Annotated in this window: 19 protein-coding genes; 8 read left to right on the top strand and 11 right to left on the bottom strand. The window is 73.8% G+C overall.

What is annotated here, in order from left to right; all coding sequences use genetic code 11:
• Positions 1-49 precede the first annotated feature (49 nt).
• Positions 50-766, bottom strand: a complete 717-nt coding sequence (locus AMETH_RS23795; protein ID WP_038532327.1) for a response regulator — start codon at positions 764-766, stop codon at positions 50-52.
• Positions 767-1,277: 511 nt separating this feature from the next.
• Complete coding sequence (locus AMETH_RS23790; RefSeq protein ID WP_017983671.1) at positions 1,278-1,841, bottom strand: DUF3000 domain-containing protein; 564 nt, start codon at positions 1,839-1,841, stop codon at positions 1,278-1,280.
• 87 nt (positions 1,842-1,928) lie between these two features.
• Here AMETH_RS23790 and hemE point away from each other — a divergent pair, with 87 nt between their 5' ends.
• The 5 genes from hemE (at position 1,929) to AMETH_RS42740 (ending at position 6,805) form a co-directional block, all read left to right on the top strand.
• On the top strand, positions 1,929-3,008 hold the full coding sequence (gene hemE, locus AMETH_RS23785) for a uroporphyrinogen decarboxylase (RefSeq protein ID WP_081617588.1): 1,080 nt from the start codon (positions 1,929-1,931) through the stop codon (positions 3,006-3,008).
• Positions 3,008-4,375 carry a protoporphyrinogen oxidase gene (hemG, locus tag AMETH_RS23780; protein ID WP_017983669.1) on the top strand — a complete coding sequence of 456 codons (1,368 nt, stop codon included), beginning with the start codon at positions 3,008-3,010 and terminating at the stop codon, positions 4,373-4,375. Before hemE ends, hemG begins: the two co-directional genes overlap by 1 nt.
• A 33-nt stretch (positions 4,376-4,408) precedes the next feature.
• Positions 4,409-5,101 (top strand): hydrogen peroxide-dependent heme synthase, encoded by a 693-nt coding sequence (gene hemQ / locus AMETH_RS23775; RefSeq protein ID WP_017983668.1) that lies wholly within the window; start codon positions 4,409-4,411, stop codon positions 5,099-5,101.
• The gene (locus AMETH_RS23770; RefSeq protein WP_017983667.1) at positions 5,102-6,421 is read left to right on the top strand and encodes a CoA transferase; all 1,320 of its coding nucleotides are present in this window, start codon (positions 5,102-5,104) and stop codon (positions 6,419-6,421) included.
• Between the two features lie 177 nt (positions 6,422-6,598).
• Positions 6,599-6,805: an SDR family oxidoreductase gene (locus tag AMETH_RS42740; protein WP_038532321.1), complete on the top strand. Its 207-nt coding sequence runs from the start codon at positions 6,599-6,601 to the stop codon at positions 6,803-6,805.
• On the opposite strand, the gene AMETH_RS23760 is transcribed toward AMETH_RS42740, so the two are convergent.
• The 8 genes from AMETH_RS23760 to AMETH_RS23725 form a co-directional block, all read right to left on the bottom strand.
• A complete protein-coding gene (locus AMETH_RS23760) occupies positions 6,792-7,139 on the bottom strand; it encodes an SCO6045 C-terminal-like domain-containing protein (RefSeq protein WP_017983666.1) in 348 nt (115 codons plus the stop codon). The genes AMETH_RS42740 and AMETH_RS23760 overlap by 14 nt on opposite strands.
• Positions 7,140-7,212: 73 nt before the next feature.
• Entirely contained in the window at positions 7,213-8,031 is an 819-nt protein-coding gene (locus tag AMETH_RS23755; protein WP_017983665.1) for an MbnB/TglH/ChrH family RiPP precursor modification enzyme, read from the bottom strand.
• A gap of 38 nt (positions 8,032-8,069) precedes the next feature.
• Positions 8,070-8,978: a TIGR04222 domain-containing membrane protein gene (locus AMETH_RS23750; protein WP_223842924.1), complete on the bottom strand. Its 909-nt coding sequence runs from the start codon at positions 8,976-8,978 to the stop codon at positions 8,070-8,072.
• Positions 8,947-9,279, bottom strand: a complete 333-nt coding sequence (locus AMETH_RS23745) for a hypothetical protein (protein ID WP_017983663.1) — start codon at positions 9,277-9,279, stop codon at positions 8,947-8,949. Before AMETH_RS23745 ends, AMETH_RS23750 begins: the two co-directional genes overlap by 32 nt.
• A gap of 292 nt (positions 9,280-9,571) precedes the next feature.
• Entirely contained in the window at positions 9,572-9,994 is a 423-nt protein-coding gene (msrB, locus tag AMETH_RS23740; protein WP_020422371.1) for a peptide-methionine (R)-S-oxide reductase MsrB, read from the bottom strand.
• A gap of 22 nt (positions 9,995-10,016) precedes the next feature.
• Positions 10,017-10,307, bottom strand: a complete 291-nt coding sequence (locus tag AMETH_RS23735) for a hypothetical protein (RefSeq protein ID WP_017983661.1) — start codon at positions 10,305-10,307, stop codon at positions 10,017-10,019.
• 15 nt (positions 10,308-10,322) lie between these two features.
• Positions 10,323-11,873, bottom strand: a complete 1,551-nt coding sequence (locus AMETH_RS23730) for a serine/threonine-protein kinase (RefSeq protein ID WP_081617719.1) — start codon at positions 11,871-11,873, stop codon at positions 10,323-10,325.
• 19 nt (positions 11,874-11,892) lie between these two features.
• Positions 11,893-12,630, bottom strand: coding sequence for a TVP38/TMEM64 family protein (locus tag AMETH_RS23725; RefSeq protein ID WP_017983659.1), 738 nt, complete (start codon positions 12,628-12,630; stop codon positions 11,893-11,895).
• A gap of 45 nt (positions 12,631-12,675) precedes the next feature.
• On the opposite strand from AMETH_RS23725, the gene ligD reads away from it, so the two are divergent.
• The 3 genes from ligD to AMETH_RS23710 are packed head-to-tail and all read left to right on the top strand — an operon-like array spanning position 12,676 to position 15,805.
• Positions 12,676-13,695: a non-homologous end-joining DNA ligase gene (ligD, locus tag AMETH_RS23720; RefSeq protein WP_017983658.1), complete on the top strand. Its 1,020-nt coding sequence runs from the start codon at positions 12,676-12,678 to the stop codon at positions 13,693-13,695.
• A gap of 27 nt (positions 13,696-13,722) precedes the next feature.
• On the top strand, positions 13,723-14,784 hold the full coding sequence (locus tag AMETH_RS23715; protein ID WP_017983657.1) for an AI-2E family transporter: 1,062 nt from the start codon (positions 13,723-13,725) through the stop codon (positions 14,782-14,784).
• Between the two features lie 7 nt (positions 14,785-14,791).
• On the top strand, positions 14,792-15,805 hold the full coding sequence (locus AMETH_RS23710) for an LLM class flavin-dependent oxidoreductase (RefSeq protein ID WP_017983656.1): 1,014 nt from the start codon (positions 14,792-14,794) through the stop codon (positions 15,803-15,805).
• Here AMETH_RS23710 and AMETH_RS23705 read toward each other — a convergent pair.
• Positions 15,742-17,028, bottom strand: coding sequence for a glycosyltransferase 87 family protein (locus AMETH_RS23705; RefSeq protein ID WP_223842922.1), 1,287 nt, complete (start codon positions 17,026-17,028; stop codon positions 15,742-15,744). The genes AMETH_RS23710 and AMETH_RS23705 overlap by 64 nt on opposite strands.
• Positions 17,029-17,032: the final 4 nt, after the last annotated feature.

The following is a 17,032-nucleotide window of genomic DNA, read 5'->3' as shown; positions in this document are numbered from 1 at the left end:
CGCACCGGCACCGGTACGCCCGTCCGTTGGGTCGTGTTATCGGCTGGGATCAGCGGATGACGCCGGCTCGCATCGCCAGCGCCACCATCTGCGCCCGGTCGCCGGTGCCGAGCTTGCGCCCGATCCGGGACAGGTGCGACTTGACGGTGAGCGCCGAGAGGCTGAGCTCCTCGCCGATCTCCTTGTTGGACTGGCCGTCGGCGACCAGCTGCAGCACCTCCACCTCGCGTGCGGACAGCTCCCGCGGCGTGTTGTCGGTGCCCGGCACCCGCGTGCCGGTCGCCAGGACCGGGGCCACGCTCGGATCCGCGTACACCCCGCCGTCCAGCACCCGGCGCACCCCGTCGGTCACCACCATGGGCGAGGCCGACTTCAGCAGGTACGCCTGGGCGCCGGCCTGGAAGGCCGAGCGCACGGCATACGGGTCGTCGGACGAGGCGAGCACCACGATGCGGGGCCAGCCCTGGCTGCGGAGTTCCGTGACCAGGTCGATCCCGCTCCCGTCCGGCAGCCCGAGGTCGAGGATGGCCAGGTCGCACGGACCCGTCGCGGTCGCCCGCGCCCTCGCCTCCGCTACCGAGGCAGCTTCGTGTACGGTGCCCGCGCCCATCTGTGCGAGTCGTGCGGCAATCGCCTCCCTCAGGAGCGGGTGGTCGTCGACCACCAGCACCGAAAACAGCTCCTCCCGCGGGTGCGGGACCATGCTCGCCGGCAAAGCACCGGCTGGCGTGGATCTGACGGCCTGCGACAAGCCGACGGCAGCCACGTCACTACCTCCCTGGAGTCGGTCGTGCCCCCCGACCGGCACCGGGTACTTTCGGCCGATCAGCCGCGCCAGCTCTAGACCGAAAGTGGTGTCGTCGAAGAGGCACTCTAGCCGCCGATCGCCCTCCGCGGGGGGATCGAACGGGTATCTATCTCGATCGGGTAGTTACTAGCTGGCATCGTTGTACCACGTTCGGAGTAATAAACTGCCCGTGGCTAACGGGTCGCAGAGTGCCAGCGATATGACCTTTTCGGGGGCAGGCTGCTGCGCGTGCATACAGACCGTGCATCTGCTCACGAACCGTGTCCGGCGGCGTTCACCGGTTGGACCAGTGGCGCCATCAGATCGACGGATGCGAACTCTTTGCGCAGCGTAGGCGGCTGCTGTGGCTCTCCGGAACGCGCCCGCCCGGCCTCGCCGGGGCGACCGGGCGCCGCGGGACCGGACTCTATCGACGCCGCCGCGGGTCGCGGAGTGAGGTCTACGTCACACTCGGCGCGTCGCGGGTCGGTCAGCCGCTCTGGCGGTGGCCGAACAGCGACACCCCGACCGGCGGCAGCCCGGCCACGCTCGACATCAGCTGGCAGAACGCCTCGCCGTGCGGGCGCAGTTGCTGGTCCGACGGCGTCCACGACGCCCGCAGCTCCAGGTCGTCGGTGCGGGCGGGACCGCTGATGTCGCCGAACCGCGCCGACGAGGTCTCGGTGACCGTGCCGCCCAGCGCGGTGAAGGACGCGCCGGAGGTCTCCAGCGCGTCGGTGAGCCACGACCAGCCGACCGCGGGCAGGAACGGGTCGCTCGCCAGTTCCCGGTCGATCTCCGCGCGCACGTAGACAACCATCCGCAGCACCCCGTCCCAGGACTCCGGGCCTTCCGGGTCGTGCAGCAGCACCAGGCGGCCGGTCGCCGTCACGTCCGCCGGGCCCGTCGCGTCGCAGCTGAGCGCGTAGGACCAGGGGGCAAGGCGCTGCGGCGCGCGCACGGGTTCGAGGGTCATCTCCGGCCGGGGCCGGATCGCTTGCAACGCCGCGACAGCTTCACGGAACATCTCGGGCGCATGCGTCATCGCGGTCACAGCCCGACTGTAGGACGGCGAACGGGCACCGGGCGGCAGACGCGCCGAGGGAAGGGGCCCCGGGGCCGCGTGGCACCATGGTTGACGATGTCCACTACTGCGCAGTCGCGGCCACGCACGGCCCACCGGGACCTGGCCGGGTCCCCCCTCCTGGCGGCCGCCCGCGGCCGTCGTCCCGCGCGGCTGCCCGTCTGGTTCATGCGCCAGGCAGGCCGCTCGCTGCCCGAGTACCGGGCGCTGCGCGAGGGCGTGCCGATGATGAAGGCGTGCTTCGACCCGGAGATGATCGCCGAGATCACGCTCCAGCCGGTGCGCCGCCACGGCGTGGACGCCGCCATCTTCTTCAGCGACATCGTGGTGCCGCTGGTCGCCGCGGGCATCGACGTCGACCTCGTGCCCGGCACCGGCCCCGTGGTGACCGAACCGGTGCGCGACGCCGCCGCCGTCCGCCGCCTGCCGGTACTGGAGCCCGAGCGGCTCGAGCCGGTGCTGGACGGCACCCGGCTGCTGGTCGAGCGGCTGGGTGAGACCCCGCTGATCGGGTTCGCCGGCGCGCCGTTCACGCTCGCGTCCTACCTCATCGAGGGCGGCCCGAGCCGCACCTGGGAGCGCACCAAGGCCCTCATGCACTCCGAGCCGGCGGTGTGGCACGACCTCGCCGGGCGGCTCGCTGAGATGGCGGTGACCTTCCTGCGCGGCCAGGTCGAGGCCGGCGCCGACGCGGTGCAGCTGTTCGACTCCTGGGCCGGCGCACTGACCCTGCGCGAGTACCGCGAGTTCGTGCTGCCGCACTCGGCACGGGTGCTCGGCGCGATCGCGGACCTGGACGTGCCGCGCATCCACTTCGGCGTCGGCACCGGCGAGATCCTGTCCGCGATGCGCGACGCCGGGGCCGACGTGGTCGGCGTCGACTGGCGCGTCCCGCTGGACGAGGCGGTGCGGCGGCTGACCGCTCAGGGCGAGCCGGTGCCGGTGGTGCAGGGCAATCTGGACCCGGCGCTGCTGCACGCGTCCTGGCCGGTGATCGAGGCGCAGGTGCGGCGCATCGCCGGGGAGGGCCGCGCCGCCGCCGCGCACATCTTCAACCTCGGGCACGGCGTGATGCCGAACACCGACCCCGACGTGCTGACCCGCGTCGTCGAGCTCGTCCACAGCCTGGAGGGCTGATGCACGTCGCGGTCGTCGGCGGGGGCCTGTCGGGCGCGGTCGCGGCGTACCGGCTGCGTGGCGCGCTCGGCGACGGCGCGGCGATCACCCTCGTCGAGGCCACGGACAGCCTCGGCGGCAAGCTGCGCACCGCCGAGGTCGGGGGCGTGCGTTACGACGTGGGCGCGGAGGCCTTCCTCGCCCGCCGCCCGGAAGGCGTGGGGCTGGCCGCCGAGCTGGGGCTGGACCTGGTCCACCCGGGGAAGGCCCGCTCGACCGTGCGCGCCGGCGGCCGCGTCGCCCCGCTGCCCGGCCGGACGCTGATGGGCATCCCGGGCTCGCCGGACGCCGTCGCGGAGGTGCTCTCGGACGAGGGCCGGGCGCGCGTGGCCGCCGAGCCGGACCTGCCCCCGGTGACGCTGGAGTCCGACACCGCGCTGGGCGCCCTGCTGCGCGAGCGCTTCGGCGACGAACTCGTCGACCGGCTCGTCGACCCGCTGCTCGGCGGCGTCTACGCGGGCGGCGCCGACGGCCTCGGCCTGCGCGCCACCGTCCCCGCCCTGGCCACCGCGATCGACCGCGGCGCACCTTCGCTGACCGCGGCGGCGGCCGGGTTGATCCCATCCCAGCCCAGCAGCGCTCCGGTGTTCGGCACCCTGCCCGACGGGCTCGGCACGCTCGTCGACCGGCTGGTCGAGCTGGCCAAGCCGGACATCCGCCTCGGACGACCGGTCACCGAGCTGCGGCGGCGGGAGAGCGGCTGGCAGCTGGAGGTCGGCGACGAGCTGATCGACGCCGACGCCGTCCTGCTCGCGGTGCCCGCGCCGGCGGCCCGCAAGCTGCTCGACGGTGTCGCACCGGCGGCGTCGGCGGCGCTCGGCGAGGTTGAGCTGGCCTCCATGGCGGTCGTGGCGATGGCCCTGCCGCCGGGCACCGAGCTGCCGGACGCGTCCGGCGTGCTGATCGGGGCACGGGAACGCCGCGCCGACGGCGAGCCGTTCGCCGCGAAGGCCTTCACCTTCTCCACCCGCAAGTGGCCGCACCTGGACTCCGGCCCGGTGCTGGTCCGCGGCTCGGTCGGCCGATTCCGCGAGCCTGGTGCGCTGCACCGCGACGACGACGACCTGGTCCGCGTGGTGCGCGACGACCTCGCCGAGCTGACCGGGATCACCGCCGAGCCGATCGACGTCGTGGTGACCCGCTGGGGCGGCGGGCTGCCGCAGTACGGGCCTGGCCACCTCGACCTGGTCGAGCGCGCCGAGCGGGCCGTCACCGAGGTGCCCGGGCTGGCGCTGGCCGGGGCCGCCCTGCACGGCGTCGGGGTGCCGGCGTGCATCGCGACGGCCACCGCGGCCGCGACCCGCATCACCTCACAGCTGGTGCGCTAGCAGCGGGTTTCCGCGCAGTGCCAAGATGGGGGCATGGCGCGGCTGAACTATCAGGAGCTCAACGACACCATCCGCTACACCGCCTGGTCGGTGTTCCGGGTCGAGCCGGGGCGGCTCCCCGAGGATCGCGGCCAAGCCGCGACCGAGACCACCGAGTACCTCGACGCCCTGGAGGGCAAGGGGGTCGTGGTACGCGGCGTCTACGACGTCGCCGGGCTGCGGGCCGATGCCGACTACATGATCTGGTGGCACGCCGAGACCCCGGAACAGGTGCAGGCCGCGTACACCGGGTTCCGCCGCACTCCACTCGGCCGGGTGTCGACGCCGGTGTGGAGCCAGTTCGCGCTGCACCGCCCCGCCGAGTTCAACCGCAGCCACATCCCTGCCTTCCTGGCCGGGGAGGAGGCGCGCAAGTACGTCTGCGTGTACCCGTTCGTCCGCTCCTACGAGTGGTACCTGCTGCCGGACGCCGAGCGCCGCAAGATGCTCGCCGACCACGGCAAGGAGGCCCGCGACTACCCGGACGTGCGCGCGAACACGGTGGCGTCGTTCGCGCTGGGCGACTACGAGTGGATCCTCGCCTTCGAGGCCGACGAGCTGCACCGCATCGTCGACCTGATGCGTCACCTGCGCGGCACCGAGGCGCGGCGCCACGTGCGGGAGGAGATCCCGTTCTACACCGGCACGAAGGTCGTTCCGGCCGAGCTGATCCTGAACCTGCCGTAGGTGTTCGGCGCGCTGTGGCGCGACCTGACCGGTGAGGCGCCCGGCCCGGTCGAGATCACCGGCCCGGAAACGGTGCTGCCGGGTCCGTACCGGGTGGCGGCGGCCGCGTCGACGAGCGTCGCCGCGGCCACCCTGGCCGCCGCGGAATTGTTGCGGCTGCGCGGAATCGACCCCGGTGCGGTGTCGGTCGACACGCGGCACGCCGCGGCGGCGTTCTCCAGCGAGAAGCTGGTGCGGGTGGACGGCAAGCCGCCCGGGGACGCGTGGGCGCCGCTGTCCGGTGACTACCGCGCGGCCGACGGCTGGGTCCGGCTGCACTGCAACTACCCCCACCACGCGGCGGCGGTGTGTCGTGCGCTCGGGGTGCCGGAGGACCGGGCGGCGGTGGCGCCGGCGGTCGCCGCCCGGGACGCGTGGGACGTGCAGGAGGCGGTGGTCGCCTCGGGCGGGGCCGCGGCCGCGATGCGCACCCGCGAGCAGTGGCTGGACAGCCCGATGGGGCGGGCGCTGGACGGACCGCTCGTGGTGCAGGAGCTGCTGGGGACGGCCCCGGCGCGGCCGTTGCCGGAGTCGCCACGGCCGCTGGGCGGGGTGCGCGTGCTGGACCTGACGCACGTGATCGCCGGTCCGGTCGCCGGCCGGGTGCTGGCCGCGCACGGCGCGGACGTCCTGCACATCGGGGCCGCGCACCTGCCGGTCGTGCACCCGCTGGTGATCGACACCGGGATGGGCAAGCGCTCGGCGCACCTGGACCTCCGCACCGAAGCCGGGCGTGCCGCATTGTGGCGCCTGATCGGTTCGGCGGATGTCGTGCTGCAATCCTTCCGGCCGGGCGCGCTGGCCGGGCTGGGGTTCACGGCGGAGCGGCTGGCGGCGGCGCGGCCCGGGATCGTGCTGGTGGAGCTGAACGCGTGGGGCTGGGAGGGCCCGTGGCGGGGGCGGCGCGGGTTCGACAGCCTGGTTCAGATGGCGTCGGGGATCGCCTGGGGCGCCGAGGAGCCGCGGCCGTTGCCCGTGCAGGCGCTGGACCACGCGACGGGCTGGCTGGCCGCCGCTGCCGCCATGATCGCCCTGCGGAACCGGGCGGTCGAGGGCGGCAGCCGGCGGGTGCGCCTGGCACTGGCCCGGACGGGGCGGTGGCTCGACGGACTGGACCGGGCGCCCGGTGGATCCACTGTGGACTTCGCGGAGTTCCTCGCCGACACCGGGAGCGGGTTCGGCTCGGTGCGGTATGTGACTTGTCCGGGTGGGCTGGTACCGCGTCCGATGTGGACTTCCGGGCCGCCGCTGCCGGGGAGTTCGGCCGCGGAGTGGCGTTAGCGCCGTCCTGGGAGTAACGCACCCTGGCTGGCCCGCTCCGGTCGCCGCAGGATCGGGAGGTAATGGCAGCAGCGGTAGGGAGCGGGATGCCCGGCAGGGGGCGCGGCTGGTGCTGGTGCTGGTCAACGTCGCGGGAATCGTGGACTGGCCGGGCATCGAGGACACCGCCGAGGCCGCGTGGGACCGGGTGATCGCGACACCGATGATCCAGGACATCCTCGACGCCGCGGGCGACCAGCAGGCCGACATCCAGCCCACCCCGATGAAGCGGGCAGGCACACACCGGACGAGATCGCCGCGGCGATCCTGTTCCTCGCTTCGGATGAGTCGTCCTTCGTCACGGGCGCGGAGATCGTCGTCGACGGCGGCATCACGGCGCACTAGCGTTGCGGGTGTAGCGGGACCACCAGCGCCGCCGGGGCAGTTCGCCGCGGTCGGCGAGCCAGGTGGCGAAGTTCGCGGCGTCCTGGCGGTAGCCGGCGCCGTCGGTGCGGGGTGTGGCCTCGGCGTAGGCGTCGAACAGGGGGCGGAACCGGTCGCCGAGCGTGCGGACCAGGTCGGGACTCAGGTCGGCGACGATGGAGCGGCGCTTGGCCCGCAGGGCGAGCACCTCGGCGGCCACCCGGTCGGCGTCGAAGCCCGCCGGGGGAGGCCCGCCTGCCAGCGGGGCGCGCAGCAGCTCGGCCTGCCGGGCCGCGAGTTCTTTCCGGCTGGTCACCGGTGCTCCCGGATGGCGGCCCGCGGAGCGTGCGGCTGTCCGGCTTGCCGGGCGGCGAGCCCGTCCCGGCTGCTCACAGGCGCTCCCGGATCGCGGCCAGTTCCGCGGCCAGCTCGTCGTCCGGTGGGTAGGCGCCGTCGCGTTCCAGGAGTGCCCCGGGTGGCTCCGTGCGGCGCCGCAGGTCGGTCAGCAGGTCGAGCACCTCCAGCAGCACCGGGTGGGTGTGCGTGTCGTGGTAGATGCCGTCGACCTCGACGCCCCCGGCGACGTGCACGTACGCCACCCGCTCCAACGGCACCTCGTCCAGGAACTCCACCGGGTCCGCGCCCAGGTTCCGCGCGTTCGCGTACAGGTTCGCCACGTCCACGATCAGCAGGCACCCGGTCCGCGACGTCAGCTCGGCCAGGAACGCGGCCTCGCTCATCTCGGCGTCCGGCCACTCCAGCAACGCGGCGATGTTCTCCAGCGCGAACGGCCTGCCCACGATCGACTGCGCCAGCCGCACGTTCTCGACCAGCACGTCCAGCGCCTCCCGCGTGCGGGGCAGCGGCACCAGGTGCCCCGCGTCCAGCCCGCCCGCGCGCACGAAGCACACGTGGTCGCTGGCCAGCGGCGCGTCCAGCTCGTCCGCGACCGCCGCGAGGTGTTCCACCCGCCGCGTGTCCAGCGGCTCCGCCCCGCCCAGGGACAACGACACCGCGTGCGGCAACACCGGCAGGCCTCGCTCCCGCAGCTCCACCAGCGCCGCGGGCAGGCGGCCCGGGTGCAGGTTCTCGGCGATCACCTCGACCCACTCCACACCCGGCAGCCGCGCGATCGACAGGTCGATCTCCGGCCGCCACCCGATGCCCACACCCAGCCGGTCAACCGCCACCGCAATCACCTCCACCATCGGCGCAGTCGAGCCCGCCGCGCCGCGTAAGCGACCCCTCAGTCACCACCGCCGCCACCCCCGCAGCCACCGCCCCCGCCGCACGAGCTGCCTCCGCCACATGAACTGCTGCCGCACGAACCGCTCCCGCAGGAGCTGCCCGACGAGCCGCAGCCGTAGCCCGACGAGCCGGACCAGCCGCCGCGGCGACGGGGCTTCCGCGGCGCCGGCGCCGACAGCAGCGCCTGCGCGATCGCCGTGTCCGGGTAGCGGTCGAGGCCGCCGACGGCCACCGCGTGCGCGGCCCCGCCGGTGGTCACGCTCGCCGTGCGCAGCGCGGTGTCGCCGGTCGTCGTCCGCGCCGGGCCGCGTCGTCGCCGGTCGGTGAGCGCCCAGAGGAGCCCGGCCGGCATCACCGCCAGCACGAACGTGCCGTCCGGGAAGGCCAGGAACGCGAGGACCACGACCGCGAAGAGCATGAGGGTGGCCAGCCGCCGGACGTTGCGCACCGCGCCGGGCGGGACCAGGAGGCCTTCCCCGGCGAGCCGATCGCGCAGCTCCTCGAACTCGGCGCGGCCGAGCATCGCCGCGCGCAGGTCGTGCACGGTCCAGGTGCCGCGGCCGTCGCGCACACCGGTCCACACCGCCGCGCTCAGCCGGTCGGCCGGGGCGTGGCCGCCGGTCGTGGCCAGCCGCCCGGCGCTGCTCACCCGGATCCGCTGCCGCTCCACGAGGTCGGCGAGCGCGGTGTCGGCCGCCCGCACCGGGCCGCCTGCCAGGAAACCCAGCTCGATCGGCCCCGGCGGGTGGTGCGGCCCGCCGCCGCGCCGCTTGAACAGCCGCGAGCCGAACGCGCGCACCACCACGGGCAGCACCACCAGCGTGGCGAAGAGCGGGAGGAACGTCGAAGCGGGCAGGCCCCAGAACGCGGGCCCGTCACCGACCGCCAGGACCACCGGACCAGCCACCCCGCCACCTCCGAATCCACCCCGGCACTTGGCCGTTCGACGGACCTGGCCCGGTGGTGGTTCCCACGACTGTGGCGCCCCGCAGCAGGCGGCTCCCGGCGACGGTGCGCCTCGGCGACGGGACGAGTTCGGCCGCCCCGAGGACGAGCACACCGGCCGGCATCACCGGGATCGCGGTCACCGCGTAACCGCCGAAGAAGGTGCTGACCACGAACCCGACCAGCAAGACCCGGGCCGCGCTGCGGATGCTGGACGCGTCACCGGGCGGCACCACCAGCCCGCGGGCCGCGAGCCCGCGCACGAGCTCCCCGATCCGCGGGCTGTCCGCCAGGTGCAGGCGTAGGGGTCCGCGCGGTGGCAAGGCCGCGCCAGAACGACACCGCCAGCACCACCGCGACGGCGAGCGGCTCCCATGGTGCCGGACCTGTGCTCGCAGACCTCGTCCGGCGCCGGTGGATCCGCGTGGACGGCGGTGTCCGGCCGACCACCACGACCACCGCCGCGTAGAGCGCGGCGAACTCCCGGGCGGTCAGCCCCCAGTACGCCCCCATACGCCCGCAGGGTAGCGGGCGGGTGCGTGTCCCGGCGCGGGTTTACTCGGCGGGCACCAGGCGCAGGGAGATCGAGTTGATGCAGTACCGCTGGTCGGTCGGCGTGGGGTAGCCCTCGCCCTCGAAGAGGTGGCCGAGGTGGCTGTGGCAGGTCGCGCACAGCACCTCGGTGCGCACCATGCCCAGCGACCGGTCCTCGCGCAGCAGCACGGCGTCCGAGGAGGACGGGTCGAAGAACGACGGCCAGCCGCAGTGGCTCTCGAACTTGGTGTCGCTGCGGAACAGCTCGGCGCCACACGCGCGGCACTCGTAGATGCCGGTTGTCTTGGTGTCGGTGTACTCGCCGGTGAACGGCCGCTCGGTGCCCGCCTGGCGCAGCACGGCGTACTCCTCGGGGGAGAGCTGCTCGCGCCACTCCTGGTCCGACTTGACCACCTTCGGGGTGGCTCCCACGACAGGTTCCATGCGAGGTTTCATATGGTTCAGGCTACTCGGCGAGCCACTGCACGGCCCGTACCACGATGTCCCACGAGGCGACGATCACCCCGAGGACCAGCAGCACCACGATGGTGGCCGCGATCCACCACCGCAGCCCGCCGACCCGGGTGCTGGACTCCGCGAACTCCGCCACGTTGTGCAGCGTGCCCTCGACCGTGAAACCCGGCTCGCACCGCTGCATCCGGTCCAGGTGCCGCGCGAACGCCTGGGCCTCCGGATCGTCGGGGTCGAGCCCGACCAGGTCGTCGTCGAAGCGCGGGTTGCGGCCGCTTTCGGTCATACCGACCAGGGTAGGTCAGCCGAGTTTGGTGTTCGCGTCGATCCGCAGCCCGCCCGGGGTGTTGACGACGCGCCAGGACACGCGGCCGACCCCGTCGATGGATACGGACATGTCGGCGGAACCGTCGGCGTTGGCGCCCTTGTCCGCGCGGATCGAGTTGTAGCCCTCGATCTCGTGCTCGTCCCAGTACTGCTGGAACGCCTGCTGGCTGCCGAACACGGCCTGCGCGGCCGGCGTGAGCAGGCCCCACGCCTGGGGCGACCCCGAGCCGTCGAGGTAGGCCTTGACCACCTGGCCCGCCGAGCCGAAGTCCACCGAACCGGTGTTGGCCGTCTGGCCGAGGTCGGCCGGGGCGGCGCTGCTGGGCGTGCTGGGCGGCGCGGAGGTGGGGGCCGTGGTGCCGCCCGCGTTGGCCTGCGACGCGCCGCCGTTCGTCTTGTCGCCGCCGTTGAGCAGGACGATCACCACGACCACGACCACGGCGACCACGGCCACCGCAGAGCCGGCCAGCACGCCCTTGCGCTTCAGCGGGGACTGCTTGGCCTGCTGGGGCGGTTTCGGCGGCGGGATGAACGCGGCAGTGGGGTTGCGCGGGCTGCGCTGCGGCGGGGCGGGCGGCGCGGCGGTGGCGGCGCCGGTGCGCTGCCACGGCGGGCGCTCGCCGGGCGGAGGGGGCGGCGGCGCGTCGGCCGCCACGGACGCGGGCTGGCGGCCGCTGCCGAACAGCGGCGGCGACACCAGCGTGCCCTCCTTGCTGTCGTTCTCGCCGTTGGCCAGCGCGGCCAGCCGGTCGCGGGCCTCCAGCATGGTCGGCCGCTCCTCCGGCTCGACCCGCAACAGGCTCATCAGCAGCGCGGTCGCCTTCCCGGACTGGCGCGGCGGGATGACCTGCCCGTTCGCCGCCGTGTAGAGCAGGGCCAGCTGGTTGGAGCTGTTGCCGTACGGCGGCTGACCCTCCAGCGCGTGGTAGAGCGTCGCGCCGAGGGAGAAGACGTCGGAGGCCGGCGCCGGGTCGGAGCCGCGCGCCAGCTCGGGCGCGAGGTAGGCCGGGGTGCCGCCGATCAGGCCGGTCTGGGTGAGCGTGAGGTCGCCCGCCGCGCGCGAGATGCCGAAGTCGGTGATCTTCGCGGTGCCGTTGTCGTCGATCAGGATGTTCGCCGGCTTGATGTCCCGGTGCACGATGCCGGCCCGGTGCGCGACGACCAGCGCGGAGGCGACCTGGTGCCCGATGCGCGCGACCTCGGCCAGCGGCAGGGTGCCCTGCTCGGCGATCACCGCGGAGAGGCTGCGCGAGGGCAGGTACTCCATGACGAGGCACGGATCACCGCCGTGCTCGGCGATGTCGAACACCACGATGGCGTTCGGGTGCTGGAAGCGCGCCGCGTTCTTCGCCTCGCGCATGGCACGCTGCCGCATGCTGTTGCGCTCGGCTTCGGACATGCCCGGCTGAGCGAGGATCTGCTTGACCGCCACGGAACGCTCGAGGCGCTCGTCGACCGCGCGCCACACGACACCCATGGCGCCGCTGCCGATGTGCTCAACGAGGCGATAGTGCCCTGCGATCAGCTGACCGGTGTCGATGGGACTACTCCTCGGAAACTCTCCGCAAGTGCTGGGTTGGCTCAGCGCGAACGATCTCCTCGCGCACCGGGTCGAGTGTAGCGGGCTGCCCGGTGCGCCCGGCGTAAGCAGTCCCGCGGGCGATTCGGGCCAGGCCAAGGGCCCCGGCGAGTGCGAAGGCACCGTAGCAGGCGAGCAGCGCGGGCGGCGTGCCGCCGGTGAGCGCGTCGCCCAGCACCACCACCGCGATCGTGCCGGGCAGGCTGCCGAGGACGGTCCCGGCCAGGTACGGGCGGAACCGCACGGAGAGGATCCCGCAGCAGTATCCCAGTGGCGCGAAGGGAACCAGCGGGATCAGCCGCAGCGACGCTACCGCGAGCACACCGCCGTCGGCGAGCCGCTCGTCGACCGCGCGCACCACTTTCCGTTCCAGGTGGCGGGAGACGAGGTCGCGGCCGACCAGGCGGGCCAGGCCGAAGCCGAGCGCGCCGGACACGGCGGTCGCCGTGATGGCCACCACGATGCCGAGCACGTCACCCAGCAGGAGCCCGGCCGCGAGGTTGAACACGGTGCGGGGTATGGGCGCGACGGTGAGTACCGAATAGGCGGCCAGGAACACCAGCGCCGTCACCGGACCGGCGCCCGCGGCCCAGTTGCGCAGTTCCGCGGGGCTCGGCACGGGGAGTGTGAACGCCGCCACGACCGCCCCGGCGAGCAGGACGAGCGCGATGACCATCTTCAGGCGGCGGGGCACGACGTCCACGGTAAGGCACGCGCGGAACCGGCCCGGCGGGGCTACGGTGATCCGGTGGCAGGACGTGGTGAGGCGGTCGAGTACCAGGTCGGCGACCGTGTGGTGCGGGTGTCCAATCCGGACAAGGTGTACTTCCCGGAGCGCGGGATCACCAAGCGGCAGGTCGTGGAGTACTACCTCGCGGTCGCGGAGCCGTTGCTGCGGGCGGTCGGGGAGCGGCCGACGACGCTGAAACGGTTCCCCGACGGGGTTTCCGGCGAGCCGTTCTACGCCAAACGGGTCCCCCGGGGAGCGCCCGAATGGGTGCAGACCGCGCGGATCATGTTCCCGTCCGGGCGCACCGCGGACGAGGTCTGCCCCACCGAGGCGGCGGTGTTCGCGTGGGCGGCCAACCTCGGCACGCTCGACTTCCACCCGTGGCCCGTCCGGCGGTCCGACGTGGACCACCCGGACGAACTGCGGATCGACGTGGACCCGTCGGACAGCTCCGGGTTCGGCGACGCGGTGCGGGTCGCGCTGGTGGTGCGGGAGGTGCTGGCGGACGCCGGGCTGACCGGGTACCCGAAGACCTCCGGCGGGCGCGGGGTGCACGTGCTGGTCCGGATCCGGCCGGAGTGGGACTTCGTCGACGTGCGGCACGCGGTGATCGCGCTGGGCCGCGAGGTGGAGCGACGCCTGCCCGACCTCGCCACGATCGCGTGGTGGAGGGAGGAGCGTGGCGGCCGCGTGTTCCTCGACTACAACCAGGCGGCGCGGGACCGGACCGTGGCCTCGTCCTGGTCGGTGCGCGGCACCCCGCGGGCGACGGTGTCGACGCCGCTGACCTGGGAGCAGCTGCCCGAGGCCGACCCGGACGACTTCGACGTGCTCACGGTGCCAGACTGGCTGGCCGGGCACGGCGACCCGCACGCCGCGATCGACGACGAGGCGTTCGGCCTGGAGACGGCGCTGGAGTGGTACGCCCGCGACGAGCGGGACCACGGGCTCGGCGAGATGCCGTACCCGCCGGACTATCCGAAAATGCCAGGTGAACCGAAGCGCGTGCAGCCGAGCAGGGCGCGGCCGGAGGGGTGACGGGCCGCGCGGGGATGGCGGTGCAGGATGACCCAGAACCGGGCCACGGGCCGGCTGCTCCACCGCTCCGCCGTCGTGTGCGCGCAACTGCTGGTCGTCGCCGCCGCGCTGTGGGTGCTCGCCCGGGTGCTGGCCGCGCTCGCCGTCGTGGTGATCCCCGTCGCGCTCGCGCTGCTGCTCGCCGCGCTGCTCGCGCCGGCCGTGACCTGGCTGGCGCGTAACCACGTGCCGAGGGCGCTGGCGACGGCGGTCGTCCTGGTCGGCGGGGTGGCCGCGGTCGGCGCGGTGCTGTGGTTCGTGGTCAAGACGGTGGTGGACAGCCTGCCCGACCTGCGCACCCAGCTCGGCGGGAGCTACCAGGAGCTGCGCGGCTGGCTCGGCTCGGTGGGGGTGCGCCCGGAGCAGCTGGACCAGGTGGCGACCCAGGCGCGGGAGTGGGTGGCGGCGAACCAGCAGGCGCTGGCGACCGGCGCGTGGAACGCGTTCGCCACGCTCGGATCGGTGCTCACCGGACTGGCACTGGCGGTCTTCGTCCTGGCCTTCGTGCTCTACGACGGCGAGCGGATCTGGCGGTTCCTCACCCTGCCGTTTCGCGGGCCTGCCCGCCGCCGGGTGGACGCCGCGGGCAAGCGGGCCTTTCACGACCTCACGGCGTTCATGTACGCGCTGATCATCGTGTCGGCGGTGGACGCCGTCGGGATCGGCGTCGGGCTGTGGGCGACCGGGGTGCCGCTCGTGGTGCCGCTGGCGACGCTGGTGTTCCTCGGCGGGTTCGTGCCGATGATCGGCGCGTTCGTCACCGGCCTGCTCGCCGCGCTCGTCGCGCTTGTCGCCGAGGGGCCGTTCACCGCGCTGCTGGTCGTCCTGATCGTGATCGCCGTGCAGCAACTGGAGGGCAACGTGCTGGAGCCGGTGATCACCAGCAGGGCGGTGCGGCTGCACCCGGTCGCGGTCATCCTGGCGATCGCCGTCGGCGTGCAGCAGGCCGGGGTGATCGGGGCGCTGCTGGCGGTGCCCGCGCTCAGCACGGTCCGGGCGATCACCGCGACGCTGCTGGAGGCGGAACAGGCGCCGGGGCCGGCGTGTTGACCAAGGCGTGAAGCTGTCCGTGCTCGACCGGTCCCGCACCCGCGAAGGCGGCACCCACGCCGAGGCGCTGCGGGAGACCGTGGCGTTCGCGCGGCAGGCCGAGGCGCTGGGCTACCACCGGTTCTGGGTGTCCGAGCACCACAGCGTGCCGGGCGTGGCCGGATCCGCGCCCACGGTGCTGGCCGCCGCGGTCGCGGACGCCACCTCGACCATCCGCGTCGGCACCGGCGGGGTGATGCTGCCCAACCACCAGCCGCTCGTCGTGGCCGAGCAGTTCGGTGTGCTGGAGGCGCTGCACCCGGGCCGCATCGACATGGGGCTGGGCCGGTCGGTCGGGTTCACCGGCGGCGTGCGGCGCGCGCTCGGCCACGGCAAGGACGACGCCGACCGGTTCGGTGAGCAGGTGCGGCTGTTGCTCGGCTACCTCGACGGCACGCAGGGCGAGTACCCCGGCGTGCACGCGTTCCCGGCGGAGGGGCAGCCGGTCCCGGCGTTCCTGCTGGCCACCGGGGCGGGCGCGGACCTGGCCGCCGAGCTGGGGCTGCCGCTGGTGATCGGCGCCGTGCGCGGTGAGGCGCGCATGATCGAGGCGATCGGCCGCTACCGGGAGTCGTTCGTCCCGTCCGTCCGCTGCCCGGCGCCGTACGTGATCGTCTCGGCGACGATCGCGGTGGCCGAGACGCGGGCGGCCGCGGAGCGGTTGCTGGTGCCGGAGGCGCGGTCGTCGGCGTGGTCGCGCACGCACGGCGTGTTCCCGCCCCTGCGCCCGGCGGCGGCGATCCTGGCGGGGCCGATGACCGACCGCGAACGCCGCTACTTCGACGAGGCCAGGGAGGGGCAGATCGCCGGCACCCCCGCCGAAGCGGCCGCGGCACTGGAGGGGCTGGTGGAGCGCACGGGCGCGGACGAGGTCCTGGTGACCACCAGCACGTACGACCGCGCGGAGATGCTGGAGTCCTACCGGCTGCTGGCGGAGGCGGTCTCCGCGGGCAGCGCCGCCGGGTTCTTCGGGCTCCGGTAGTACAGCGCGACCGCCAGGAACACCGCGAACGTGAGCCAGATGTAGGCGTTCTGGAACAGCCACTCCAGCCCTGCCGGTTTGAACGCCAGCACCGTGTCCGCCTCGAAGCCGATCAGCGGCAGCACCCCGCCGGACGTGATGAGCGCCGCGCCCACCAGCCCGATCCATCCCAGCACCGACCCGCGGAACGCCAGGTTGCCCAGGCAGATGAGCAGCATCGCCAGCCACACCCAGTGGTGCACCCAGCTGTACGGCGACACGGCCGTCGTCGCCAGGCCGCACAGCGTCGCCGCCACCAGTTCCTCGCCGCGCGCGGCCAGCCGCCGCGCCAGCAGCAGGCACACCACGGCGGTCGCGGCCGCGACGAGCAGCCACACGATCTGCATCCCGCCGGTCACCCCGGTCGCCCGCGCGAAGAACCCGCGCAGCGACTCGTTCGACGGGTTCTCCGGCACGCCGACCCGCGTCGGGTCCATGAACGCGCCGGACCAGAACGTCACCGAGTCGTGCCACAGGAAGGCGAACCCGACGGCCACGGTGACCACGAACGTGCCCATCGCGACGATCGCCGCCCGGTACCGGCGCGTCACCAGCAGGTACAGCACGAAGAACGCGGGCGTCAGCTTGATCCCCGCGGCGATGCCGATCAGCACGCCCTTGACCTTCGACGAGTCGGGCAGCGCCAAGTCGAGCAGCACCAGCGTCATCAGCAGGATGTTGACCTGCCCGAACGCCATCGTCTCGCGCACCGGCTCGCACCACATGAGCAGCGCCGCGACCGGCAGGCTGAACAACACGAGCCGCACGTCGCGCCGGAACCGCAGCAGCGACAGCGCCGCCCACACCCCGGCGGCCAGCATCGCGTAGTCACCGAGCGCGCCCACCCACGTGAAGAGTTCACCCTTCAGTGGCGCCAGCGGCACGAACAGCAGCGCGGCGAACGGGGTGTAGACGAACTCCCACTGCCCGCGGATGTTGCCGAGCAGCGGCGTGTCGTAGACCGACACGCCGTCCAGCACGCGCTCGCCCGCGATCCGGTACACACCCAGGTCCAGCAGGTGCAGCAGCGCGGGGAGCTGGGCCAGGACCTCCCTGACGTACCAGAAACCGGCGACCGCGCCCAGCACGAGGACCGGCCAGACGGCGATCCAGGGAATCGGTCGTCGTGCGCTGTCCCGGGGTGCCGGCGCCACAGCCGGCGTCTCGACCGCGGAAGACGGCACAGTC

Source organism: Amycolatopsis methanolica 239, from assembly GCF_000739085.1.
Taxonomy (GTDB): domain Bacteria; phylum Actinomycetota; class Actinomycetes; order Mycobacteriales; family Pseudonocardiaceae; genus Amycolatopsis_E; species Amycolatopsis_E methanolica.
This window is presented reverse-complemented; position numbering and strand designations above follow the sequence as displayed.